The following is a 22998-nucleotide window of genomic DNA, read 5'->3' on the forward strand; positions in this document are numbered from 1 at the left end:
ATGCGTGATCCGCTTTCTCTGTCTTACGCAAACAGCGGCAGCCCGAAGCGCGACCACCTGATCGAATGACCGGCCCTATTCTGCACCGGAAATATTTCAATGGTGCGTGCAAGGCCGCACGCGGGACGTCACGCGGGCAGGCGACGCTTAAGGTACTTCGGTTTTGAGCGCGCTAGCGCGCTGACATCCACTCGTCGCCCGGCAAGCCGCTCGTCGCATATTCGGACGCTTGGCCGCCGTGAAGCGGCTCGCGCTCGTCGAGATATTCCGAGCGATAGCCCGTATGCACGCCCCAGTAATAGAACACGAGCGAGAACACGATCACGACCAGCATGTCCCAGCCATACGGCAGCACGCCCAGACCGCCAAACTGCTTGCTGCCGATCAGCGACAGGATCGCCATCACGGGCAGATACGCGACCAGCCACCATGCCGCCTTCAGATCCTGGTTGAAGCCTCCGAAGCCCGATTTTGCCTGGAAGTAGAAGAACACGGGGAGCGCCACGATCATCAGCAGGATGATCTCGCCCGTCAGCGGCCACTTCGCCCAGTACAGAATCAGCGACGCGCACACGAATGCGAACGGCGCGATCACGCTCATGCCGCGAATGTGCAGCGGACGCTCAAGGTCGGTCGCCGCGCGGCGCAGCGCCATCAGGCTGATCGGGCCCGTCAGATACGAAATCACCGTCGCCACCGAAATGACGGCCGCCAGCGAACTCCAGCCACGGAAGAAGAACAGGAAGATGAACGATACGAACAGGTTGAACCACATCGCCGGACGCGGTACGCCATACAGCGGATGCACGGTGCCGAACATCTTCGGCATCGTGTTGTTACGCTCCATCGCGTAGATCATGCGCGTGGTGGTCGCCATATAGGTCGTGCCCGTGCCGCTCGGGCTCACGAACGCGTCGACATACAGCAGGATTGCCAGCCAGTTCAGGTTCAGCGCGATTGCCAGTTCCGCGAACGGCGACTTGAAGTTGAACTGATTCCAGCCCTTCACCACGTCAGCCGGGTTCACCGCGCCGATATACGCGATCTGCAGCAGCACGTAGATCACCAGCGCCAGCAGGATCGAGCCGATCACCGCGAACGGCACGCTCTTCGCCGGATTGCGCGCTTCGCCTGCCAGGTTGATCGGGCTCTGGAAGCCGTTGAACGCGAACACGATGCCGCTCGTCGCCACCGCCGTCAGCACCGCCGACCAGCCATACGGCGCGAACACGCCCGCGCCGCCAAGACTTTCGCCGAGGTTTTCCTTGTGGAAGCCACTCATCATCAGACCGAGAATCGTCAGGCCCGGGATGATGAACTTGAAGATCGTGATCGCCGTGTTCGCGCGTGCGAACACCTTCACGCCCCAGTAGTTCAGCAGGAAGTAGATGACCACCAGCACGGCCGAGAGCAGTAGGCCCGGCGTCGTCAGTTCGCTGTTGATAAAGAGGTTGTGCGCCCATTGGTACGGCCAGGTGCTCATATACTGGATCGACGCTTCGGCCTCGATCGGAATCACCGACACGATTGCGATCCAGTTGGCCCACGCGCTGATAAAGCCCACCAGCGCGCCGTGCGAGTAGCGCGCATAACGAACCATGCCGCCGGACTCGGGGAACATCGCGCCGAGTTCCGCATAGGTCAGCGCGATTGCGAGAATCACCACTGCACCGATCACCCACGCGCACAGGGCCGCAGGGCCCGCAATCTTGGCCGCCTTCCAGGCGCCGAACAGCCAGCCGGACCCGATAATCGAACCGAGTCCCGTCAGCATCAGCGCGAATGGGCCGATGTGCCGTTGAATAGAACTTTTCAATTGTCTTCCTCATATCTCAGATGCACGGAATCGCCCTCTCGCTTCATGCTGCTGGCATCGGGGATTCCGGCTTTCCTTGTTATTCGATAGCGGAGCGCGACCGCTGTCGCAATTTGTGCTGCGAAAGATCTCGTCGATAGTTCTCATGCCATCGAGCGAGTGCGGGATGGTCGCGAAATGACTCAACGTCGTCCAATGCCAATTGCGCATGAGGGTCATGCTGAAAAAACATAACGGCTTGGAAACGCTGCTGGGACGCGAATGCGGTAAAGCACCGGACGGTGCTCAGGCATGGAGGACGATGCGTGATCGCATGCGCGATGCATCGCGAAGTAAGTGCTGCTCGCATCATTAAAGAGTGCCTCGTCGATGCCATCCGTGAAGCCTCTAAAACGCTTTGTCGCAGTGTTGCATATCGAATCGGTGGTACTGGCTGGGGTACTGGTCGCCGCTGCGGTACTCGTCTCCCGCTCACTACCTGGTACTTCGTAGTCGATTCGGTACCGTTTGTTTCTCACGTCCACGCAGATGGTTACCGACGCAGGGTCAACATGGGCTACGTCCTGTCTCGATTGATTTCAGGTAAAGGCCAACTTTTACGGGACCCGACAGCACGTTGGGTCCTTTTTTTCCGCCGGGTCGTAACGGGAATTCGTGTTCGCGAGATCAGAGCTGCGTCCGACATGGACGATGCGACTAGCATTTCGTTCGTATGGCTAAAAAGTCATTTTCGTGTCCACCTCGCCGCTTTCAGCGGTGCCCACAGCGACGGGGTTTCCGGATGCCAATGAATTGGCTGTGCACGCGGGCTATGCCGGGTTGCACCAGGCCTGGAGATTGAACGCCAATACAAAAGACCTGGACCGATTTAGATCTTACGAATTTTCGCGCGCACGCATAGATGGGTGCGACGGGCTATTGCGTCTATCGTGACAAGAGGACGTTTTATACCTGACGGGATTCCTATTGACGGGTGGCGCGGCGTTGTTCGAACACCGTCTGGCATGAAACGCAGCGGGCCGTGTAGGGCGCGGCGACAAGGCGTTCATAACCGATCGGGTCGCCGCAATCGACGCATGCCCCGTAACGGCCGGCGGCGATGCGTGCCAGCGCCGCGTCGATCTGCTGCAGTTCGTCGAAATCGTGCCGCGCGAGCGCGGTGCGCAACTGATCGCTCGCTTTGCGTGATGCGGTCTCGTCGGGATGCGACTCGGGGCCCAGCTCTTCGGGCGGCCGTGCTCCAGCGAGATCCCCGTATTCGCCGTGCAGCGTCGCCAGCAGCTCGCGACGGCGCTCGCAGAGCCTCTGTTGTAACAGCCTGAGTTCGGAACAGGTTAGGGTGATCATGGACAAGGCTCGATGTGTTCTGTAACGCGACGCCAACGGGTGGCATCGAAGGCGTTCCGTCCTGTGTGTACTACCCCACACAGGCCAAACCTAGCATGCACCCGCCGAGCGGATAGCACAATGCGACTGTAACGATCCCGCCTGACGATCCTGAGTCTCCTCGCTAAAGCCCCACCAATGAAGCTGTGACGCTGGATTGTGAAATGAGTGGCACCCACAATTAAATGTTTTACTCACGCGAGATTTGAGGCAGAAGCAACGCGTCACAGCGGTACGTGCGGCCCTACGTTCATTCTCAGGACTGGATCCAGCAAGCAGCGTCGCAAAGTGTATTGTCACCCGGCCGCTTCGCAAGCGTTCGCCCCAAATTGCAGCCTTTCGCAAGCAAACGAGAGAGGGAACGCGAGACGCATTAGTAGATGATCGCGCTCAACATTGAGCCCGACAACGGCAACCCGCGCGTCTGTGTACCCGGCGCCAGAGGTCGTCAGAGGGGAGGGTCGTATAGCGCGATCGTTCTTCGGCTGCCGGCCACGAACGGTCTCTCGTGTTCAACGTCGCAACCATCGGCAGCCGAGGCGCGAGCCTCTATTCAATGCAACAACGATGACTTGTCGGGCAACCAGGAATATCGGCATCGCCCCACCTGATTGCGCTTGCAACAGGCGATCGTCGCTGGAGAAAGGCGCCACGATCTTCTGTTCGGGCGACCACCCGGCGTCCGGGCTCCGGCACCGGCCACGCCCTGAGCGACGCGGGCTACCGCGTGCTGGTCACCCGCACAAACGGGTGAAATCACATAGGAAGCCCCCTGGAAAAATCGCTTTCAGAACCGGCTTTGAGTATCTTCGTTGAACCGGCGCTTCGGGTAGTCTGAAGGTCCGTTTGGGGTCGCGGAATACAGACGATCATAGCCTGAAAACTCTCAGGGGACGGGTACTACCACGCGACTCGCCATAAGGCTGTTTGTGCAATCACTGACGATACGACACGCAGGCCGATTCCGACCGGTGGGGAACCTCCCCTGTCAGGTTTCATTCGCCGTCGCTTGAACGTTCAGCGCAATCTCGTAGACCGGTCGGCCCAATTTGTGTCGACCACGTCGAGCATTCCGACGTCCGGCACGCTGCCCAGCAATGACAGCGAATGCTTGGCGAGTTCCCGAGGAACATGACCCGTCAAGTGCGCAAACCGTGCCCCGTTGTCGGGGAAGACGTCAAAGATGCCGAAGTGACCGTCGTCGAGGCGGATGGCAAACCAGGCAACAGTCTTGGGTTCCTGCTCCACGAGCGCTTGTGCGTCGCGAAGGAACTGCGCAACCTGTGTCTCATGGCCAGGCTTTGCCTTGAACGTGAGGAGCAGCGCCTTCGTGACGGACTCGCCCGATGTTGTTGCAGGCGGCTTGTCGGCCAGGACGTCGAACTCCTGAATCAGCGGCGCCCCGGCAAAAACGCTGCCGCCGGCATCCAACAGTGCTTGTGTAACTGGCCCCGACAGATGCTCCTCGCGGCCGGCATCGTCTGGGAACACGTCGAAGATGCCGTACTCCGATCGCCCGAATCTGATCGCGAACCACGTGGTCGTTGCGGCTTCCGCCCGCCCCATCGCGAGAGCCGAGCGCAGGACGTCTTCCGCCATGGCGTCGTCCTTTCCGGTTTTGACTTCCAACCTGACGAGCAGACCTTTAGTGTCCATGAGACACCTCCATTCGTGATCGACCGACCGTGAACGCATCGAGCGTGCAGTCCGTCGACGCCTACAAGCCAGCAGCGTCGCGCAGCCAGTGCCCCCCTCCAGAGGCCCCCTTCGTTCCTGCGACGTGCAATACACGTCAACTGACACGATAGTGGATTTCGCCTGGCTGTTCCAGGCGAGTCTGCCAAACAGGCAGCGCAACCTCGAACTCCTTTTTAGCCTGGCGCCCCGATCTGGGAGTTATCTGCAGTTTGAGCCTCTTTGAACCTGATGACCCGCGGAACCTCTCAATGTCTGTTGACGCCGCGAACGCGGCATATACAGGCATTGTGCTGCGCTCGTCGGCTACTGTATTGCATTGCGACAACGCGGCGCACGCTTCGTGGTTACCCCGTGTAAACGTCAACACCGAAAGCCAGCACCATCCGCGCGTTTCCCATGTCCAAGCATAGAGTTTGCTGATCAGGCTTGAGCGCGAGCGCCAGCACTTGCGCGTCGCGTGCGATCTCCTGCACGTATTCGACATCTGAAAGAACAAGGAGGCGGTCATGACCACGGCTGCCAGTTTCCACATCGGGTACACGCAATACCTCGGTCCCGACGGCGTCCCCGTCCAGTCATTGCCTGCCTTCGCGCGGGACCCGGCGGCGCTGATTCCCCTCTATCGCGCGATGGTCCTCACCCGCGCGTTCGACACCAAAGCGGTTGCACTGCAGCGTACAGGCAAGCTCGGTACGTTTGCTTCGTCGGTGGGGCAGGAGGCGATCGGTGTTGGCGTCGCCAGTGCGATGCGGGTCGACGACGTTCTGTTTCCTTCGTATCGCGATCACGCGGCGCAATTGCTGCGCGGCGTCACGATGACGGAAAGCCTGCTGTATTGGGGAGGCGACGAGCGCGGCAGCGACTTCGCCGTGCCGCGCCACGACTTTCCGAACTGCGTGCCGATCGGCACACAGGTGTGCCATGCCGCCGGCGCGGCCTACGCGTTCAGACTGCGCGGCGAGCCGCGCGTCGCCGTTGCGATCTTCGGCGACGGCAGCACATCGAAGGGCGACTTCTACGAGGCTATGAACATGGCGGGTGTCTGGCAGGCACCGCTCGTACTCGTCATCAATAACAACCAGTGGGCGATCTCGGTACCGCGCAGCTCGCAAAGCGCGGCGCAGACGCTTGCGCAGAAAGCGATCGCTGCGGGCATCGACGGGCTGCAGGTCGACGGCAATGACGTCATCGCTGTGCATCAGGTGATGCATGCGGCACTGGCGAAAGCGCGGCGCGGCGACGGCCCGACGCTGGTCGAGGCGCTCAGCTATCGCCTGGGCGACCACACGACAGCCGACGATGCAACCCGCTATCGCGATTCCGAACTGATCCGCAAGCAGTGGGAGTACGAACCGCTGCTGCGTCTGCGCACGTATCTGATGCGTATGAACGTCTGGGACAAGGCGCAGGACGAGCAGCTCGGCAAGACATGTCATGAGCAGGTCGAACAGGCGGTCGAAGCCTATCTCGCCGTTGCGCCGCCCGAGATTACCGCGATGTTCGACCACCTGTACGAAACGCTGCCGCACGCGCTGCGCGAGCAACGGGAGAACGCGCAGCGCTTCGCGCTCGCTGCGGCGAACCATCAGGAGAACGGCTATGGCTGACCTCAACATGGTGGACGCGCTCAATCAGGCGATGGCCTACGAACTCGAGCACGATCCTGCCGTCGTGCTGCTCGGCGAAGACATCGGCGTGAACGGCGGCGTGTTTCGCGCGACAGCCGGATTGCAGGCACGTTTCGGCACGCAACGCGTAATCGATACGCCGCTTGCCGAAACGGCGATTGCGGGCACGGCAATCGGCATGGCGGCAATGGGCCTGAAACCCGTCGCCGAGATCCAGTTCAGCGGCTTCCTGTATCCGACGATCGATCACGTGCTCAACCACGCGTCGCGTCTGAGGCACCGCACGCGCGGACGCCTTTCATGCCCGCTCGTGATCCGCGCGCCGTGCGGCGCAGGCATACACGCGCCGGAGCATCATTCCGAAAGTCCCGAGGCGCTCTTCGCGCACATTCCCGGCCTGCGCGTCGTCACGCCGTCGTCGCCCGCGCGCGCTTACGGTCTGCTGCTTGCCGCCATTCGCGACCCCGACCCGGTGATCTTCTTCGAGCCAACGCGCCTGTATCGTCTGTTCCGGCAGACGGTGGATGACAACGGCGAAGCGTTGCCGCTCGACACCTGCTTCACGTTGCGCGACGGCTCCGACGTAACACTGGTGAGCTGGGGCGGCGCGGTGCAGGATGCGCAGGCGGCCGCCGATCTGCTGGCGCAGGACGGCGTGATGACCGAAGTGATTGACGTGGCGACGCTCAAGCCGATCGACATGAACACGATACTCGCGTCGGTGGAGAAGACGGGTCGCTGTGTGATCGTGCACGAGGGCTCGCGCACGGGCGGCGTCGGCGCGGAGATCGCTGCCAACATCGCCGAGCGCGGGCTTTACTCTCTGCTAGCGCCCGTGCAGCGCGTGACGGGCTACGACGTCGTCGTGCCGCTGTACCGGCTCGAGAATCAATACATGCCCAGCACCGCGCGCATCGTCGCCGCGGTCAGGCAAGCTCTGGAGGCGTCGTGAAGCCATGAAAATCTTCAAACTGCCCGACCTCGGCGAGGGCTTGCAGGAAGCGGAGATCGTCGAGTGGCACGTCAAGAGCGGCGACGAGGTGAGTGCGGATCAACCGCTGCTGTCGGTCGAAACGGCGAAGGCGATTGTCGACATACCGTCGCCGCAATCCGGCCGCATCGCGAAGCTGTTCGGCCAGACGGGTGACATCGTGCATCTGGGCGCGCCGCTCGTCGCGTTCGAAGGCGAGGGCGGCGATGCCGACGCGGGCACCGTGGTCGGCCATATGGAAGTCGGCCAGCACGTCGTGCACGAAACGCCCGCGGCGCTCGGCACGGGCGTGGGCGCGGGTGGCGTGATCAAGGCGATTCCGGCGGCGCGAGCGCTTGCGAGAAAGCTGGACGTAGATCTGTCAATGGTGACGCCATCGGGACCGGAAGGCGTCATCACGGCGGCGGACGTGCAGCGCGTCGCGAAGATACTCGGCGAACTCGGGCCGCCTGAAGTGCTGCGCGGGGTGCGGCGCGCGATGGCACAGAACATGGCACGCGCGCAGAGCGAAGTCGCCGCGGCCACCGTGATCGACGATGCCGACATCCACGCATGGCCGCCGCACACCGACGTCACGATCCGGCTGATACGCGCGCTAGTCGCGGGCTGCCGCGCGGAGCCGGGACTGAACGCGTGGTTCGACGGACATACGGGGCGGCGCCACGTGCTGGAGAAGATCGATCTCGGCATCGCCGTCGATCTGCCCGACGGGCTCTTCGTCCCCGTGTTGCGCAACGTTGCGCATCGCGATGCAGCAGATCTGCGTGGCGGTCTCGACCGGATGCGCGCCGACATCCGGGCGCGCAAGATTCCACCGGAGGAAATGCGCGGCAACACGATCACGCTGTCGAACTTCGGGATGATCGCGGGGAAATACGCGGCCCCCATTGTCGTGCCGCCGACGGTTGCGATACTCGGCGCGGGGCGCATCCATGAGCAGGTCGTGGCGGCAGACGGCGTACCTGCTGTTCACAGCATCTTGCCGCTTAGCCTGACATTCGATCACCGTGTCGTCACTGGCGGCGAGGCGGCGCGCTTCCTGGCCGCGACGATTGCAGATTTGCAGAGCGTGCAGTAGCGGTTCGTCAAAGCTGAAGCGCTTGCAAGTGGGGGCTTGCCAGCGCCTTTTGCTTCCGTAAGGTCGCACTGCTCTGCCACGCGATACGGGAGAGGTCGTCAGCAGCGACGACGCCGACCGAGCAAGCTCCCCGAATCTCCCAGGCAAAAGGACCGTGCAGGCGGACCATCTGAAGAGCGGCGCCATGCACGGCGACCGAAACACGCCCGTATAGGGAGAAAGCGCGCGTCGCAGCTAAAGAAAACCCGTGCGGCGCGCGGATTCGGGAGAGCTGCGTGTAGGTTCGATCGGGAGTAGCACAAGTGGTCAGCCCGGCAAATCTTAAGACGTCTCAATCTCCCCTATTCGCTTCAGGTAGTCTGCCAGCGCCCGCCGCACCAAAACCAGGTTTCCCGGCGTGGGCGCCATCGTGGTGTCGATAGGTTTCCCGTCGAGCGGAATTTGGAGCTTTTGCATGAGTTCGAGCGTTTCGCGCCAGCAGTCGGGCGGAGAGCCATTCATGATGGATTCCACACATTCTTTGGCCTTTGCGGCTTTTGCCTTGGTGTTGAGAAGTCGAACCCGCAAGCTGCCATCGTCTTTTGACGTCCTTGCTTGCGGTTGAGCCATCGCCTTTTCATGGAGTTTGTCTAACTCGGGTGTTGTTATGAATTCCGGGGCGGTGGCGGAGTCCGTCGCTACGCCAAACTGGGCATGGTGCCTCATGTCGAAGCTGTACTGAGTGGCAGCGTCGGCGGATGCGCTGCATGAAGCCACTGCTGTGCTCAACACCACGGCGAATGGCAGATGTGCCTTGTTCGTCCCCATGTGACCCTCCATCCAGGTTATCTGTCGCACCGACTGTAATGCGGCTTCAATTAGATGAACATGAGGACTGCGCGCCCAGGAAGTAGCCAACGGGCAGCCACGTAACCCTGGAGTCCGGGCGATGCCAGGCGAACACAGCGGACAGTTTGATGTAAATAATATAGTAGTCCTTGACATTTCCATACGGAAACAGAATGCGGAAAGAACGTGTGCCTGCTGCCTTACCTGCTGTAAGGCTACGGCCTGTGCCGACCGGTTCGCTGCGACGGACGGACGCGTTTGAGTCATCGCTCTATCGCCAGACAAATATCGTGACCCAGTCAATGAATGAATTTTCCGGGCGCTGGCCCGTTTAATCGTGGTGGACGCCGCCAGCGCCATGCCCGTTGTATCAGTCTCGTAGGGTTGCTCGCCTAAACTCCAGGGATGACAGAATCGGGCTTAAGTGCGCGCAACACGCAACAGGAGGTCATCGTGAAATCGGTCATTTACGCAGTCGCCGCCACTTCCGCCTTCGCCGTATCGCTGGCGGCATTCGCCCAGTCGGACACGCAGGCGCCCCGCACACGCGCCGAGGTGCGCGCCGAGCTCCAGCAACTGGAGCAGGCCGGCTACAACCCCGCAACGGGTGAAGACAGCAACTATCCGCGGGATATCCAGGCGGCTGAAGCACGCCTCTCACAAGGATCAACGGCATACGGCGGCGTAAAGAGCGGATCATCGGCATCGGGGTCACCCGCGATCGCTCCGGCCGATTCCCCGGACAACAAGGTATTCGATTACTGAGCACCGAAAAGCGTGACGGGGCCCTTTCGCTTTTGCGGCCCCGCCGGCAGGCGCAAGTGCTTGAGCAGCTCGTTGTCGGTCGCCTCGCCCAGTTCGATAGCCGTGCGGCGGCCCGCCCGCACAATTTCGGACCGTTCGCCCGACGACACGCGGGCGACAAAGGTGTCGGTGGGCATTGTCACGCACGAAGGCGCAGATGCTCACCCGGTTGAGCGGTGGTTCTGTGAAGCGTCCGATGCGAGAACCGATCCGGGAATCAGTGAAGCAGTCGTCCAGTTCATTGAACAGCATGGGGCGCGTTCGGTCGCCGCCATCGATCGCATCATCGGGTGTCCGCATGAGGAAGGCATCGACTATCCGGAAGGCGAAACTTGCCCGCTGTGCCCGTTCCGAGTCAATCGCGACCGGTGGACTGGTGATCATCAGTTGAATCCGGGGTGCTTGCCCAACTGATGGAAGAACACCTGGCGGGCTCAATTGCCCGCGAGTCGTCCGTTCCCGCACCCCACGGCCAATCCGGCGACGACAACCAGAGAGGCGGCTAACGGAACACGGCAGCCGACGCGCAGGCACTACAATTCATTCTGAAACCGCCGTCAGGAGTCACGATGTGTCGTGAACGCCTGCTTCACTCAAGGTTCACGCTGTTCAACCCGTAGGCCAGCATCATGATCCAGCTGGACGAACTGCGCGGGCATCCGCTCTTCAAGGATCTGTCAGAAGCGCTTTTGCAGTGGCTGCGCGAACAGCTGACGGAAGTCAGCATCGCGGCAGGGGAGGTCCTTGCCCGTGAAGGCGAAACGAGGTCCCACTTTTACGTCGTGCTGCAGGGTGAGGTCGCCGCGACAAAGCTTTCACGCGGGCAGCAGATTCCCACGTCCCGGTTCATTGCGCCAAGCTATTTCGGGGCAGTCTCGCTGCTCTCGGGTACGCCCGCGCCTGGCACGCTCAAAGCGGTCACCGACGGGCGCGTGGCGCTGCTGCCGGAACGCGCGTTCCGCGAATTGCTGGTCGGCTCGGAGACCTTCTGCCGGCTGATCTTCCACAGCTCCTTTGATCGCCTGATGAACCTGGAGGCGACGCTGCGTAACCGGGAAAAACTGGCTGCCCTCGGCACGCTCGCCGCGGGCCTCGCGCACGAATTAAACAATCCCGCGGCTGCACTGGTGCGCACGGCGGACCGTGCGGTGGCCGCACTCGCAACGCTGAAGGTTGCGCACATCGAGTTGAGGGATAGCTCGATTCCTGTCGATGCAATGAAAATCCTGGAGAGTCTGGGCGAACGCCAGGGACTGACAAACGTGATGTCGGCTATCGATGCCCTGAAGCAGAATCAGGCAGCGGACGCGCTCAGCGACTGGCTGCTCGCACAGGGTGTCGGGAAGCCGTGGCTCCTGGCGCCATGCCTTGTCAGCGCGGGAATCCTCCAGGGGGAACTTGACTCGCTTGCCGTCGCCCTGAACAGGGAGCAGTTTGCCGCCGCCATCCACTGGCTCGCTTCGACACTGGAACTCAACGCGCTGATGGAAGACATCCGCGTTGGGTCGAACCGGATTTCAGGGATCATCCGGGCGATGAAATCCTACTCGCACATGGACCAGTCGCCGCAGCAGGATGTGGACATCCATGAAGGCATTGAAGATACCCTCATCATCATGCAACACCGGCTCAAGCAGGGTGTCACCGTGCATCGTGAGTACGATCACAGCCTGCCGCATCTGAGCGTGTATGGCAGCGAACTCAATCAGGTATGGACCAACCTGATCGACAACGCCATTGATGCCATGAGTGGCAAAGGCGACATTGTTGTGCGGACTTACCGCGAGATGGACGAGGCAGTGGTCGAGTTCACCGACAACGGGACCGGCATCGCAGACGATGTCATGCCGCATCTGTTCGAGCCTTTTTTCAGCACCAAGCCGCCGGGTCAAGGTACGGGCCTGGGCCTCGACATCTCGTATCAGACGGTCGTCAACCGGCACCGCGGTGCGCTTCTTGTCAGTTCACGCCCGGGACAAACGACCTTCCAGGTGCGCCTGCCACTCGTGTCCAGACCAGGCTAAACGCAGTCGCTCGGGGAGGTCCACGTCTGGGGCTTGTGGCGGCAAGGGTGCTCCGGTCAATATGCGAACCGTCCCGGATTGCGCCGTTCGCGTTCCTGCTCCTGCCATCAATTCCCCTGTCGCCCGTACCCGACTCGTCTCGGCCGCACGGTGCCCTGTCCGCGAGAGACGGAAGTCGGCCAAGTAGCGGACCTTCCGCAGTCGCTGCAAAATTTTGACAATTCACACGCTGGAAGACGTGGACGAATCGCGCTGACCTTGGTCAGCTTGCCTTACGGCACCAGAACCTCCTCAATTGAGAGTGCTGGGTGTAGCACATAGTTCCCTCTTTCGTAGAACGGAACGGCGTCTGGCCGCGTGTCAAGAAATATTGCGGTCATACCACGAACACGGGCGCCAGCTTCAGCATATTCCATCGGTGACGGTCCTCTGCGCAATGCGCGGTTTGAGAGTTCTTGCGCGTGTCGGCATCGGGAGAGTTCGCCGGCCAGTTGCAGACATTACGCTTTAGTCGGACCTCCGCCATTGGGGAGACGGCTTCTCCATGGTAAGCGGTCGTACGAAAGATGCAGGCGCCCGGGCTCATGCGTCTCCCGGGCGCATCGCGCTCAGGCAGTTGTTTGCCGCTCAGATGTTCGGGTGCAGGTTCAGGCTATCGCGGACGTCAACGTGGCGTGGCTTGGCAAACTTCTTCTGGCTGCGGACGTCGTCGCTGCCGAAGAGGCCGACGGGCGCGCTCGCGCCATCTAGGCGGCGGTCGCCGGCGCACAGCTCATGGCGCGCGGCCGTGCGGACATTGTGCTCTTTGACGCGTTGATCAACAGTTATAGGTCGGCCGGGCTGTTGCCAGCGTGAGGACGTTCGCAATCAGCGCCCTGTAGAGCTTGCTCGCCCGGAGACGCCAGACTACGGAAGGTCGCTGCGACCGGGCCTGTCGATGTGATCGAGAGTGCAGCGACAACCCGAAAGGCGGCTAGGGTCGGCTGCGGTCCTCTGCGTGATACGCGGCGTGCGAGTTCGGACAGCAGGTCCTGCGCTGGTGCTATCGGAAAGACAGTTTCGATAGCAATTTCAGGTCGCACCCAATCGGCCAAGGGTGGCGTGTATCAACGCGTTGACACGCCTGCGTTCGAAGTTATAAGATTCAGACCGTATCAACGTGTAGAGACAGGTAGCGCCATAAAACACGTGATCGAAGTGGGGAACTGACGAAGGGGAAATTCGATGGCTATTCAAACCCTGAAGCGTTGGGGGAACAGCCTGGCGGTAAGAATTCCGGCGAGCGTTGCCTCTGAAGTGGCGCTCACGGAAGGGCAGGAAGTGGATCTGGAGGTGAAGGACGGCGAAGTGTTGATCCGTCCTCATACGGCAATCAGGCGTTTCTCGCGGGAGCGATATCTCCAGCAACTGCGAGAACGCCGGCTTGAGCCGCACCCGCTGATCGGCTTTGGCGAACCGCAAGGCTCGGAACTCGGAGGTTCTGACGATCCGACGCGTTTCGACAAATGGTAACTAGATGATCGACAACATACCGGAAGCAGGCGACATCATCAGGCTCAGCATTGGACCAGGCAAGGGCACCGAACAGGACGGCTATCGGCCGTTCCTGGTCCTCACGGACAAGGACTTTAACGAACTGACCGGACGCGTGATCGGACTGCCGATCACATCGACGATCAGGGACTGGGAAACGGAGATTCCAATCACCAGTCTGCCACGGCCCGGTGTCGCCCTTTCGGATCAGATAACGACACTCGACTACAAGCAAAGGCCGTTCGTTTTCAAGGACGAGCGGGCAACGGATGAGCAGATGGCCGCTGCCAAATTCGCGGTCAAATCAATCCTCGATCTGTGAATCTAGGGCGCCAAGAACGGCGCCTTTTTCATACGGTTAGCTCGTCCTTGGCTGCGAGCCTGGGAGGGCGCACATATGTAACAGAAACGAAAGCGCCGGGGAGCGCATCAGAGGGGGCGAACAAGGTAAGCACAATTTCCTGTCATAGGCGTCCAAGTTACTATGACTTGGTCAAATCACCGAAAATTGGCATATATGCCGGGCGTGCCATCTGGGCTCAGAGTTCATCCCAGATTGCGGAAATGATTCAGCAGGTCAAGCCAGGGAGGCTAAGACTTGAGTTGCCACAAATACCCCGCTTTTTGCAGCCGGGCGAGCCAGGCTCCCCGCTTGCCATGACTCGACATCAATTGCGCCAGACGACGCCGGAATACGGCATCCCGCCTGGCGTTTTCATACGCTTCGGCGAGATCCTGCAACTTCTGGAATGCTTGATCGTAGGCGCTGCCCGTCGTGCGTCGCAGTTGTGCATCGATGCTTGACCACGCCGCTTCTTCCTGTTCGAGAAGTGATTTGAGGTACCGTGTGCGTTCCTCGCGACGGCGGGCCTCGGCCGCCTGCCGTGCTTCCTGCTCCCTTCTTTCACGGATGGCACGATGAGAGGCGACCCTTGATTCGATCTCGGATATTCGACGGCGCCCGGGCATATTCAATTGCTTTGCATTCCTACCATTTTCCCATTTGAAAAATGCGTTTCGAAGCGTTCTCTCCGCTTCACGGCTGCGTCCTTGTAGCAGCATGCGCAGTTTCGCCCGCATTTCATCAACCGGCAACCCACGTAACCAGGGATCAAAGCGACTGTCTTCGCTCCCGCTGGATTCTAGGGCCAATAATGACGGGCTGGCCTCGGCGGCGGCGGCGAGCCAATCCGCATCCAGCATCAGAAACTCGGCCAGTGCTACCTGTGCGGGCGTCAACGCCTGTAATCCCGCAGGCACCGGCGGTTCGATTTGGTCATCGTGTAGCTCATCATTCCCGAGGCGGGCAAGCCACCCAAGATAAAGCGGGCGAGCATCGCCGCCGAGCAGTTCGTCGCGTACAGGCAGCAGGCGCGTCATCCACCCCTTACCATCCATCTCCTCCGAGAAGCGGGCGTGTTCGCCCGAGTCATCGTTGAACGACCAGTCGAGGATGCACCAGTCATCGACGTCCATGGCCTCGAATGCTTTTTCGAAACGGAAGCGCCTCTTTCGTCCAGCCTTGACGTAATCGCGGATGGTCTTCGCGTCAAACGTCCCGTGCGGCAGGCGAAGAAGCAGGCGGCAGCTCCCCCAGTTGGAGGAGTAGACGTGGGCATCGAAATATTGCTGTACCCACTCAAGCGGGTCGCCCTTGAGGGTTCCCCAGTGATATTCGTTGACGAAGCTTGAGGCGGTGATCGTGGCCCGCGTGGAGAAACTGCGCAACTCTGCCTGCTGGGTCGCCGTAAGCAGCTGGTCGACGCATGCAAACTCGTAGTATTGGTATTCGCTCATGCCAGATTCCCATAACGAAGCGCATGAAAGAGAAGACGGTGAATGTGCTGGTGCGCAACCCGGCGGAACCATGAAACTCCGGGCCGACGCGAAAGGCAGAATGCTTCATGGCAAGCGCCGAAAGGCGTGCGCGTTGCCATTGTGACGTCCTTTCGGCACGCGATGCGGTGCTTTCGGCCAGCCGCGTCCGCGCCGCCCAGCCGCATTCGGTAGTTCACCAGGAGCTGCTGCTGTGCTTCGAACTGCGCGGCCAGCTTCGTGAGGTCCGCGCTGAGCGAGTCGCGAGCCTCGCGTACCTGGAGCAGCTCGGCTGCCCGCGCACCGGCTGCGCCTGCGCTGCGTCGCGCTCGGCCTCGGCGCGCGCCCGATCGGTGAGCGCACGATTGAGCGTGGACTGCAACGCCTCGCCATGTGCCTGCTGATCGCGTGCGAGCCTGGTCGTGGCCGTCGGTTCTGCGACGAGCCGCGCGTTGTCCCATTCAGCTGTGTGATCTCGTTCTGCCGGACGATGGCCGTCTGGTTCACCTGGCGTAGCTCAGCCTGCACCTGCTGGATCTGCTGCTCATGTCGGTGCGCTTCCAGTTCGCGCTGCTCGCGCGCGGCCGTACGGAAGTGCTCAAGGGAATCGCGCGCATGCACGAGCTTTGCCTCAAGCGACAGGCGGAAGCCTTCCTGCTCGGCAAGGCGCTCGGTCTGGTCGCGTTACCTGCTGGGTGAGCCGCTCGACGTCCAGGTCGCGCGGCGCCACGCGAGTCCCGGCGTGCGCTTCCTGCTCCGCGGAAAGGGCGGCGGTCGCGCCAGAGAGTTGCTGCCGCACCGTGGCCAGCTCAGCGCGAGCCCTGCGATTTCGGACTGCGCCTGCTGGCGCTGCACAGCTGTAGCGGTGGCCTGCTGGTCGACGAGGGCTTGTGCTTCTTCATGCAGGCGGGCCGCGAGCCGGGCCACCAGATCCTGGATCGCGTCCGAGAGCGACCCGGCGCGTGTGAGTGACGCATCCTCATCTTCCTCCAGTTCCTTCAGGTACCGGTGGATCGTGGTTTTCGAGCCAGTGTTGCCGAGCGCGATACGTATCGCGTCGATCGATGTGTGCCGCCCCTGCACGAGCAACGCGTCGCGGGCGCGCTTTACGTCCATGCGCGTAAGACCGGTGCGGGCCATCTGCTTCCTCGCTCGAATATCGTACTGTATTACGTACCAACTATATCCGTATCACTGTATGCGGTAACGGGCTGCATGATGTGGGCATTACTGGCCTGCGATAAAGGACGATTATCGAATGTGAGAGCCGAAAAATGACCTCTGGCGGCCGGAAACGGTACGGAATACGGATTCGCTGCCCGATTTCAGGCCAGCTGCAGCTGGAGATCTTCTCCGGGCGTGCGGACCTGATAGCCCATCGCCCGGTATCCGCGCTGGCGTTTCTCCCACATGCGTTGCAGCACCGGGTGGCCGCCATCCACATAATCGATCACCCGTACGCCGGTCTTGCCCGCATGCTCGCGGTGCAGCCGGCCGGCGTACTGCTGCAGCGTGCCCCTCCACGCAACCGGCATGGCCAGCACCAGGGTGTCCAGCGCCGGATGGTCGAAGCCTTCGCCTACGAGCCTGCCAGTCGCCAGCACCACGCGGGGCGTGTCACCGGCCAGCGCGTCGAGGGCATCCAGCTGCGCCACCCGCGCTTTCCTGCCGAGGCGACCGTGCAGCACAAACAGCGGTTGTACCGTGTCTTCCAGGGCTTGCTGCAGGCTCTCGAGATGGTCTGTGCGCTCGGTGAGCACCAGCACGTTGCGTCCCTGCGCGTATTGCTCACGGATAGCCGTGGCGATCATGTGCGTGCGCGACGCATCCTGGGCGAGACGCGCGAACACTTCCTGGATCGGCGCGTCGGTCGTAACGTCTACTGCAGAGGTGAGCCTTTGCGGGAACACCTCGAGCATCTGGGGCGCGCTGGCCGGGGATTTCGCCGCATGCCGGATTGGCCCGCACAGCATGAACATCACCGGTTGCTGGCTGTCGCGCCGCACCGGCGTCGCCGTCAGGCCGAGCACGTAGCGTGCATTGACGCCCTTGAGAACGGCCTCGAAGGAATCCGCGGAGACGTGATGACATTCATCGACGATGACATGGCCGTAACGCCGCAACAGCTCGCCGCGGGCACCATCTGGCGCCACTGACTGCAGCATCGCGACGTCGATCCGGCCGGTCGCTTTCGACTTGCCGCCGCCAATCGTGCCGATCGCGCGCGCGTCGAGTGCGAGAAACGACTGCAGGCGTTCGCGCCACTGGTCAAGCAGTTCCCGGCGGTGCACGAGCACGAGCGTGTTGACGCCGCGCTGCGCGATCATCGCGGCCGCCGTCACGGTCTTGCCGAACGCCGTCGGCGCATGCAGGATGCCGGTGTCGTGTCGCAGCAGGTCGGTAACGGCCGCCTGCTGGTCATCACGCAACGTGCCGGCAAACGGAACTGCAAGCGGCTCGCCGGTGCAGCGCTCGTCGCGGATGTCGCAGGCGATGTCGTAATCGCGCAGTAGCGTCATCACGTCGTCAAGGCATCCGCGCGGCAATGCAATGTGGCGCGGGCAGTTCTCGGCGCGCCCAATGATGCGCGGCTTGTCCCATACGCTGAAGCCGCGCGCCTGGGCCCGGTAGAACTCCGGATTCTGGAAGGCGGCCAGCCGGATGAGCCGGTTGAGCAGTGCCTGCGGAAGCTGCGCCTTTTCAAGATAGAGCTGGTTCGCGAGCGTCAGTGTGAGCGACGCCGGCATCGTTCCGGCCAGCCGCTTCGGCTGCGCGGGCGGTGGCTTCCACGGTTCGGCCTGGTCCTCCTCGGCGATGAACGCAACGTCGAGCGGGTGCGCACCGCCCGTGGCGCGAAAGATCACCCCCTCGATGTCGCGGCTGTCCATGGTTTGCACGGACGCGAGATACGACCACTGGTCAGCGTACGGCTGAAAGCCGTCATCGACAAACACGCTCCAACCATGCTCGCGTGGCTGCTTCTGCAGCGGCAGGGCAATGAGGTTACCGAAGCCGCCTTTGGGCAGCACATCCTGGTTCGGGAAGAGCCGGTCGTAGGACGTCAGTTCGAGCTGACGGGTCCGGGCACAGGTGTGGCTGATGATGGCTGAGCCCATCCGTCGCACGTCACGTGCAGCAACGGCCGACGAGAAAAAGATCCACGCGTGCGCGCCATTGCCTGAACGCGAGATTTCGAGCGATACGGGCACGTCCATCTCGAGGCAGGATTGCCGGAACGCCTGCGCATCTTCACGCCAGCCTTCCTCGTCGAAGTCGACAGCGAGCAGGTAGCAGGTGCCGTCCGGCATCAGCGGATAGAGGCCCACTGTGCGATCGCCGGCAAGGTGCGTATAGACGACCTGGTCGTCCAGCGTCAGCAGTACACGATGCCCGCAGTCGGCGCACCGGATGCGGGGCTTTTCGCAGATCCCGGCGCGCCATTCGTTGGCGCACGCCGGCGCGTAGCCGGATTTTCCGGAATTGCGGCTTTCCCAGCGTAGCGGATAGACATCCGTGCGGCCGCGAAACAGCCGCCGGAAGAGCTGTACCTTCTGTTCCGGCGAAAGTACTGGGGCGCCCGTGTTTCGCACTGCTGGCGATGGTTCGTTCCGGGCCACCCGCACGGGCTTTGCCTGCACCTGGAGCGTTGCCGGCAGCAAGGCGGTGAGCCGCGCGATTTCGGCCTGCAGGCGGGTGAGCTCCACGAGCAGCTCCTCGCGTGTGAAATTTTCCCAGTCTGCCTGTAGCGGCTTGCCTTCGTTCATCGCTTCACCGGCCGAAACCCTGGCTCCCATCGAGCACGCCCGCTGGCGGACACGTTCGTTGTTGCATATCATCGTCTCCAATACAGATCACCTGATTTTACCCACGAGCCATGTCTGCCATCGATCGCTACGTCGAAACCGCGACGCGCGAAAACACCCGGCGCAGTTACCAGTCGGCGCTTCGGCATTTCGAGGTTGAATGGGGCGGCTTTCCGCCCGCGAGCGCTGACATGATTGCGCGGTACCTTGCCGATCACGCGGAAACCCTGTCGGTCAATACCCTGCGCTCGCGGCTTGCAGCGCTCGCGCAATGGCATCAGACGCAGGTTTTCCGAATCCGACGAAGGCCCCACTTGTGCGCAAGGCTTCGCCCGCTTCTCGCTTGCGGGATGCAGCGCGACGATACCTCTGAGGACCCAGGGAAACGTCAGCGACGAGGGACTGCATGCGTGCCGCGATGTCGGCCATAGGTACATCGGCCGTGAGCTGACCCTGCACGGCTTTGGCGATGACGAGTCCGAGATTGTGCGCAAGGCCATCCGCAAACCGCTGACGCCAGTGCGCCGCGGCATCGGAATGTCCAAACGTGGTCGCCACCCAGACGTCGCCATTGCGCACCTGGACCGCGCAGCTCGGCACATCGTCCGCCCAGAGGTCGAATGTGCAGCCGCTCTGCAGATCGAAGCGGGCATGGTGCCTATGACAGGTCAGGATGCCATCCTCGACAGTGCCTCGCTCGAGCGGAAAGCCCATGTGTGGGCAACGATTGTCCAGGGCGAAGACGCGCCCGCGGTCGTAGATGACGAGGATTGGACCATGGCCACCTTGCACAACGAGCCGCCCCTTCACCCTCAGCTCTTCAAGGCTTCCCACGAGCATGAATCCGTTATTCGATGCGTCCATGCGCATACCTCCCGCATTCGTCTCTCCGCGGACATCGCAGGGACATTGTAGGTACGCATACACCGGGTCCCCGGCAACAGAAGCATGTTTTTGTTCGCCCGCACTCGCTACCCGTGAAGCAATTACCCCTGACTGGACAAAAATACGCAAATTACGCTTAATATGTATTGTCTTAAGCGGAGCTACTCATGACTACTGTCACTGCCACCGATCTCGCCCGGCGCACGAATCAGGTGCTCGACGCCCTGGCTCGGGGGGAGTCTGTCACGATCACGCGCAATAACACCTTACTCGGCACAATCAATCCTCCCGTGCGCGCTGTCACGCTTCGTGAAGCCTTCGAGCGGCTCCCCAGGATGTCGCCCGGGGTTGCCGAGCGTTACAAGTCCGATATCCGCAACGCCGATTTCGACGACGAGGTGCGTGATCCGTGGCAGAAGTAATCGTTGATACGTGTGTCTGGATCGATGTCAGTCAGGGCATCCTCGATGTTGACGCGATCTACACCCTCGCCGGGTCGGAACTGGTCCATGTCTCGGCGATCTCGCTTGGCGAACTGGCGTTCGGCGCGCAGCGCCCAAACGACGCGCGAGACTGCACAGTCATTCGGTCTGCTCGCGACCATGATGAAGGTGGCGGGTCGTAATCCGCGCCCGCGTAATAACGATCTCTGGATCGCCGCTCAGGCTCACGAACATCGTCTTCCGCTTCTCACGAGCAATTCTGACGACTTTCGCGCGCTCGACGTGATCGAAGTCATCGAAGCGCCGAAGGCGGCTCATTGAACACAGGCGTCGCGCGGTTCGCTCCGACGAAGCATTTTTAGTGTCTGGCAGTCTACGGCACGCGCTGCACCCGGAAGCAGGCGAGCGTCCATCTCCATGCTCCACTGTCCAGCACGCAAAATTCCTTGCGCAAGCCGGTGAAGTAATTCGCTCGGTGGTATCGAAGCATGAGCGCGGCGACCACGACCGCGAAAATCAAGCCACCTGAAGTCTATCCACGACACTATCTGACGTTTGGCGAAGGGCAGCGGCTCCTGCACCTTCACTTTGATTTCACGGTATCGTCGCCAACGGCAACGAAGCTGGGGCGTGACCATGCAGACATGATTGATGCGATTGCGCGCAAGGATGCCGATGCCGCTGAAAAACTCGCGCACGAGCATACGATGCTGTTCCAGAAGCGATTCCTCGATTACATGCGACAGAACATGACGGAATCGATGGCGCTTCTGTAACCCGAGTGCGCTGTCTTGCGTGACTGTCCGAGTCCCGCCAAGGAACCAGCCGGATGAAGTATGCGATGAGAAACGTCAGACCGGCATCTGCCCCGCGGGTCCGTCCAGGATGCGGAGTTTGTCGCTCATATCGGGAAAGTTGTGACCTGCCGCTCGAAGGTCGCTCACGAGCCGATGTGCAGCTGCCTTGCAGTGTGCGAGCGTCTCATGCAGGCGCGGCTCGGTCTGCAGGCCGGTCACCGCTTTCTCAAGCTCAGGAGGAGATTCGCTTAGCAGGGCGGGAACAACTTCCTCCGGTGGTATCAGGGAGCCGTGACTCAACAGCTGAGCGGTCCAGTCGCATCCGTACAGAAGCGCACGTCGTTCGGCCTTTCGCGCTTCGTCCTGCTCGAGCGTGGCGAGGCTATGCCGGTTCTTCTGAATCTCGGCGCGCCACGCCGCCAGGATGCCGGCTCGCAGCGCCGCTATCGCGTCACCGAGCGAGGCGTTCTGCCCACCCGCTACAAGACGACGTTCATCAAGTCTGTCTATGTGGTCCCGATAGCTTTCGAGGTACGGTAGCCAGTTCAACGGTAGCTCCGACTTTTCAAAGAACGCGTGGCTTACCTCATTGAGTTCGTTGCGAATATCCTGAAGGGCCTGGTTGTCGGCAAGACGCGCTTCGTGCACGTCGTAGGCCGTCACCAGCTGTCGGTGCAGAGGAAAGAGTGGATTGCTGTGGCGCCGCTGCAGATGTCGCTCGGCCGCGCCCGGCCGTGCGCTCCATTTCCAGTTGGGCAGCGATTTCGCGTCAAATTCGACCGCCTGTATCATCGGCCGGAAAACAGCCAGCGCTTCCTCTGTGGCATGGCGAAAGCAGTCTGCCACCTTGTAGTCATTGCCTTGCAGGAGGGCGCCCGCATTCCTCGCATAAGGTGAGTCGGGGGTGAGCCTGAGAGTGCCTGTGGCCAGAAAGAATTCCATGGGCAGTTCCACGGACAGGCCTTCCTGCCTGAAGGTGCGCTGTTCAGCGGAAATCGCCTCGACAGAATGCGCCAGGCGGTTTTCCAGGTCGAGGAGGGTATCAATGGTGTCTCCCGACGATGGCTGCGCCGCGTCGGCAAGCAGGCAGAAAGTTTCGCGTGCCATCCTCGCCGCGATAGTGCCGTGCTTCTCAGCAAACAGCCAGAACCAGAGGGCAAGCTGGTAGCCCTTGACACCGTTTCGTGCAGTGGTTTCGACGTCGGGTGTGAACGCAATGCCGGGCGCGGCCCAACTCGCGAACGGCTGTGTTCCGGCGCCCTGATACATGCTCAGGAGCTGCCGTATCGATTCATGTGTATCGGTGGGCCAGCCGCGCACCTCCTCGAGGCGCTTCTCGGTCTTCCAGAACCTCCAGTCCATTCTGCACCTCGCAAGAGAGCAAGAGTATCCGTGCTACGCGCTGCGAGGGATACTTGCACACTCTGGTGAGGGCGTAAATCGGGGCTGTCCTTCGTCGCCCGCAGTGT

Annotated in this window: 21 protein-coding genes, 5 pseudogenes and 1 riboswitch; of the genes and pseudogenes, 16 read left to right on the forward strand and 10 right to left on the reverse strand. The window is 61.5% G+C overall.

Annotated elements, in window-relative coordinates:
• Nucleotides 1-172: 172 nt before the first annotated feature.
• A complete protein-coding gene (locus H1204_RS48815; RefSeq protein ID WP_180736931.1) occupies nucleotides 173-1816 on the reverse strand; it encodes an APC family permease in 1644 nt (547 codons plus the stop codon).
• Nucleotides 1817-2155: 339 nt separating this feature from the next.
• On the opposite strand from H1204_RS48815, the pseudogene H1204_RS52420 reads away from it, so the two are divergent.
• Nucleotides 2156-2308 (forward strand): annotated as a pseudogene (locus H1204_RS52420) (copper resistance protein CopD); the annotation flags it as partial.
• 471 nt (nucleotides 2309-2779) lie between these two features.
• Here the strand turns inward: H1204_RS52420 and H1204_RS48820 are convergent.
• Together H1204_RS48820 and H1204_RS48825 are read right to left on the reverse strand one after the other, a co-directional pair.
• Entirely contained in the window at nucleotides 2780-3163 is a 384-nt protein-coding gene (locus tag H1204_RS48820) for a TraR/DksA family transcriptional regulator (RefSeq protein WP_180736932.1), read from the reverse strand.
• Nucleotides 3164-4219: 1056 nt separating this feature from the next.
• On the reverse strand, nucleotides 4220-4858 hold the full coding sequence (locus H1204_RS48825; protein ID WP_180736933.1) for a hypothetical protein: 639 nt from the start codon (nucleotides 4856-4858) through the stop codon (nucleotides 4220-4222).
• 548 nt (nucleotides 4859-5406) lie between these two features.
• On the opposite strand from H1204_RS48825, the gene pdhA reads away from it, so the two are divergent.
• Genes pdhA through H1204_RS48840 form a run of 3 tightly spaced genes read left to right on the forward strand, consistent with a single transcriptional unit; the run spans nucleotide 5407 to nucleotide 8597 of the window.
• On the forward strand, nucleotides 5407-6507 hold the full coding sequence (gene pdhA, locus H1204_RS48830) for a pyruvate dehydrogenase (acetyl-transferring) E1 component subunit alpha (RefSeq protein ID WP_180736934.1): 1101 nt from the start codon (nucleotides 5407-5409) through the stop codon (nucleotides 6505-6507).
• Nucleotides 6500-7480: an alpha-ketoacid dehydrogenase subunit beta gene (locus H1204_RS48835; protein ID WP_180736935.1), complete on the forward strand. Its 981-nt coding sequence runs from the start codon at nucleotides 6500-6502 to the stop codon at nucleotides 7478-7480. The genes pdhA and H1204_RS48835 overlap by 8 nt, the downstream gene beginning before the upstream one ends.
• 4 nt (nucleotides 7481-7484) lie before the next feature.
• The gene (locus H1204_RS48840; protein WP_180736936.1) at nucleotides 7485-8597 is read left to right on the forward strand and encodes a dihydrolipoamide acetyltransferase family protein; all 1113 of its coding nucleotides are present in this window, start codon (nucleotides 7485-7487) and stop codon (nucleotides 8595-8597) included.
• Nucleotides 8598-8673: 76 nt separating this feature from the next.
• Nucleotides 8674-8762, forward strand: a riboswitch (glycine riboswitch).
• 156 nt (nucleotides 8763-8918) lie between these two features.
• Here H1204_RS48840 and H1204_RS48845 read toward each other — a convergent pair.
• Complete coding sequence (locus H1204_RS48845; protein ID WP_180736937.1) at nucleotides 8919-9404, reverse strand: hypothetical protein; 486 nt, start codon at nucleotides 9402-9404, stop codon at nucleotides 8919-8921.
• A gap of 474 nt (nucleotides 9405-9878) precedes the next feature.
• Between H1204_RS48845 and H1204_RS48850 the strand changes: the two genes are divergently transcribed.
• Nucleotides 9879-10190: a DUF4148 domain-containing protein gene (locus tag H1204_RS48850; RefSeq protein WP_180736938.1), complete on the forward strand. Its 312-nt coding sequence runs from the start codon at nucleotides 9879-9881 to the stop codon at nucleotides 10188-10190.
• Here H1204_RS48850 and H1204_RS48855 read toward each other — a convergent pair.
• Entirely contained in the window at nucleotides 10184-10366 is a 183-nt protein-coding gene (locus tag H1204_RS48855) for a hypothetical protein (protein ID WP_180736371.1), read from the reverse strand. The two genes, H1204_RS48850 and H1204_RS48855, sit on opposite strands and share 7 nt — an antisense overlap.
• Here H1204_RS48855 and H1204_RS48860 point away from each other — a divergent pair.
• From H1204_RS48860 to H1204_RS48875, 5 genes and pseudogenes are all read left to right on the forward strand, one after another.
• The gene (locus H1204_RS48860) at nucleotides 10359-10643 is read left to right on the forward strand and encodes a hypothetical protein (protein ID WP_243469218.1); all 285 of its coding nucleotides are present in this window, start codon (nucleotides 10359-10361) and stop codon (nucleotides 10641-10643) included. The genes H1204_RS48855 and H1204_RS48860 overlap by 8 nt on opposite strands.
• 215 nt (nucleotides 10644-10858) lie before the next feature.
• The gene (locus H1204_RS48865; RefSeq protein ID WP_180736939.1) at nucleotides 10859-12253 is read left to right on the forward strand and encodes an ATP-binding protein; all 1395 of its coding nucleotides are present in this window, start codon (nucleotides 10859-10861) and stop codon (nucleotides 12251-12253) included.
• Nucleotides 12254-12886: 633 nt separating this feature from the next.
• Nucleotides 12887-13108 (forward strand): annotated as a pseudogene (locus H1204_RS52425) (TetR/AcrR family transcriptional regulator); the annotation flags it as partial.
• Between the two features lie 369 nt (nucleotides 13109-13477).
• Nucleotides 13478-13765: an AbrB/MazE/SpoVT family DNA-binding domain-containing protein gene (locus H1204_RS48870; RefSeq protein WP_180736940.1), complete on the forward strand. Its 288-nt coding sequence runs from the start codon at nucleotides 13478-13480 to the stop codon at nucleotides 13763-13765.
• Nucleotides 13766-13769: 4 nt separating this feature from the next.
• Nucleotides 13770-14108 carry a type II toxin-antitoxin system PemK/MazF family toxin gene (locus tag H1204_RS48875; protein ID WP_180736941.1) on the forward strand — a complete coding sequence of 113 codons (339 nt, stop codon included), beginning with the start codon at nucleotides 13770-13772 and terminating at the stop codon, nucleotides 14106-14108.
• A 269-nt stretch (nucleotides 14109-14377) separates the two neighbouring features.
• Here H1204_RS48875 and H1204_RS48880 read toward each other — a convergent pair whose 3' ends face one another.
• Nucleotides 14378-15583, reverse strand: coding sequence for a hypothetical protein (locus H1204_RS48880; RefSeq protein ID WP_180736942.1), 1206 nt, complete (start codon nucleotides 15581-15583; stop codon nucleotides 14378-14380).
• Nucleotides 15584-15690: 107 nt separating this feature from the next.
• Here H1204_RS48880 and H1204_RS52430 point away from each other — a divergent pair, with 107 nt between their 5' ends.
• Nucleotides 15691-16005 carry a hypothetical protein gene (locus H1204_RS52430; RefSeq protein ID WP_243469219.1) on the forward strand — a complete coding sequence of 105 codons (315 nt, stop codon included), beginning with the start codon at nucleotides 15691-15693 and terminating at the stop codon, nucleotides 16003-16005.
• A gap of 142 nt (nucleotides 16006-16147) precedes the next feature.
• Nucleotides 16148-16300 carry a hypothetical protein gene (locus tag H1204_RS52435; protein ID WP_243469220.1) on the forward strand — a complete coding sequence of 51 codons (153 nt, stop codon included), beginning with the start codon at nucleotides 16148-16150 and terminating at the stop codon, nucleotides 16298-16300.
• Here H1204_RS52435 and H1204_RS52440 read toward each other — a convergent pair.
• A complete protein-coding gene (locus H1204_RS52440; RefSeq protein WP_243469221.1) occupies nucleotides 16286-16741 on the reverse strand; it encodes a DNA-binding protein in 456 nt (151 codons plus the stop codon). The genes H1204_RS52435 and H1204_RS52440 overlap by 15 nt on opposite strands.
• Nucleotides 16742-16926: 185 nt before the next feature.
• Nucleotides 16927-19365: a DEAD/DEAH box helicase gene (locus tag H1204_RS48890; RefSeq protein ID WP_180736943.1), complete on the reverse strand. Its 2439-nt coding sequence runs from the start codon at nucleotides 19363-19365 to the stop codon at nucleotides 16927-16929.
• Between the two features lie 110 nt (nucleotides 19366-19475).
• Between H1204_RS48890 and H1204_RS52445 the strand changes: the two are divergent.
• Nucleotides 19476-19729: pseudogene (locus H1204_RS52445) on the forward strand (Tn3 family resolvase); the annotation flags it as partial.
• 92 nt (nucleotides 19730-19821) lie between these two features.
• On the opposite strand, the pseudogene H1204_RS48895 reads toward H1204_RS52445, so the two are convergent.
• Nucleotides 19822-20274, reverse strand: a pseudogene (locus tag H1204_RS48895) (Rieske 2Fe-2S domain-containing protein); the annotation flags it as partial.
• Nucleotides 20275-20456: 182 nt separating this feature from the next.
• Between H1204_RS48895 and H1204_RS48900 the strand changes: the two are divergent.
• The 3 genes and pseudogenes from H1204_RS48900 to H1204_RS48910 all read left to right on the forward strand — a co-directional run.
• A complete protein-coding gene (locus H1204_RS48900) occupies nucleotides 20457-20711 on the forward strand; it encodes a type II toxin-antitoxin system Phd/YefM family antitoxin (protein ID WP_180736944.1) in 255 nt (84 codons plus the stop codon).
• 87 nt (nucleotides 20712-20798) lie between these two features.
• Complete coding sequence (locus H1204_RS48905) at nucleotides 20799-21053, forward strand: hypothetical protein (protein WP_243469222.1); 255 nt, start codon at nucleotides 20799-20801, stop codon at nucleotides 21051-21053.
• Between the two features lie 236 nt (nucleotides 21054-21289).
• Nucleotides 21290-21508: pseudogene (locus tag H1204_RS48910) on the forward strand (GntR family transcriptional regulator); the annotation flags it as partial.
• A gap of 75 nt (nucleotides 21509-21583) precedes the next feature.
• Here the strand turns inward: H1204_RS48910 and H1204_RS48915 are convergent.
• Complete coding sequence (locus H1204_RS48915) at nucleotides 21584-22891, reverse strand: tryptophan leader peptide (RefSeq protein ID WP_180736945.1); 1308 nt, start codon at nucleotides 22889-22891, stop codon at nucleotides 21584-21586.
• Between the last annotated feature and the right edge of the window lie 107 nt (nucleotides 22892-22998).

Origin of the sequence: Paraburkholderia sp. PGU19 (genome assembly GCF_013426915.1) — a bacterium.
Lineage (GTDB): Bacteria > Pseudomonadota > Gammaproteobacteria > Burkholderiales > Burkholderiaceae > Paraburkholderia.

Bases quoted from the DNA above. Each gene is read 5' to 3' on its own strand.
- H1204_RS48820 (WP_180736932.1), bottom strand. From the start codon at position 3,163: ATGATCACCCTAACCTGTTCCGAACTCAGGCTGTTACAACAGAGGCTC.
- H1204_RS48825 (WP_180736933.1), bottom strand. From the start codon at position 4,858: ATGGACACTAAAGGTCTGCTCGTCAGGTTGGAAGTCAAAACCGGAAAG.
- pdhA (WP_180736934.1), top strand. From the start codon at position 5,407: ATGACCACGGCTGCCAGTTTCCACATCGGGTACACGCAATACCTCGGT.
- H1204_RS48835 (WP_180736935.1), top strand. From the start codon at position 6,500: ATGGCTGACCTCAACATGGTGGACGCGCTCAATCAGGCGATGGCCTAC.
- H1204_RS48840 (WP_180736936.1), top strand. From the start codon at position 7,485: ATGAAAATCTTCAAACTGCCCGACCTCGGCGAGGGCTTGCAGGAAGCG.
- H1204_RS48845 (WP_180736937.1), bottom strand. From the start codon at position 9,404: ATGGGGACGAACAAGGCACATCTGCCATTCGCCGTGGTGTTGAGCACA.
- H1204_RS48855 (WP_180736371.1), bottom strand. From the start codon at position 10,366: ATGCCCACCGACACCTTTGTCGCCCGCGTGTCGTCGGGCGAACGGTCC.
- H1204_RS48865 (WP_180736939.1), top strand. From the start codon at position 10,859: ATGATCCAGCTGGACGAACTGCGCGGGCATCCGCTCTTCAAGGATCTG.
- H1204_RS48870 (WP_180736940.1), top strand. From the start codon at position 13,478: ATGGCTATTCAAACCCTGAAGCGTTGGGGGAACAGCCTGGCGGTAAGA.
- H1204_RS48875 (WP_180736941.1), top strand. From the start codon at position 13,770: ATGATCGACAACATACCGGAAGCAGGCGACATCATCAGGCTCAGCATT.
- H1204_RS48880 (WP_180736942.1), bottom strand. From the start codon at position 15,583: ATGAGCGAATACCAATACTACGAGTTTGCATGCGTCGACCAGCTGCTT.
- H1204_RS52430 (WP_243469219.1), top strand. From the start codon at position 15,691: ATGGCAAGCGCCGAAAGGCGTGCGCGTTGCCATTGTGACGTCCTTTCG.
- H1204_RS52435 (WP_243469220.1), top strand. From the start codon at position 16,148: ATGTCGGTGCGCTTCCAGTTCGCGCTGCTCGCGCGCGGCCGTACGGAA.
- H1204_RS52440 (WP_243469221.1), bottom strand. From the start codon at position 16,741: ATGGCCCGCACCGGTCTTACGCGCATGGACGTAAAGCGCGCCCGCGAC.
- H1204_RS48890 (WP_180736943.1), bottom strand. From the start codon at position 19,365: ATGAACGAAGGCAAGCCGCTACAGGCAGACTGGGAAAATTTCACACGC.
- H1204_RS48900 (WP_180736944.1), top strand. From the start codon at position 20,457: ATGACTACTGTCACTGCCACCGATCTCGCCCGGCGCACGAATCAGGTG.
- H1204_RS48905 (WP_243469222.1), top strand. From the start codon at position 20,799: ATGTCTCGGCGATCTCGCTTGGCGAACTGGCGTTCGGCGCGCAGCGCC.
- H1204_RS48915 (WP_180736945.1), bottom strand. From the start codon at position 22,891: ATGGACTGGAGGTTCTGGAAGACCGAGAAGCGCCTCGAGGAGGTGCGC.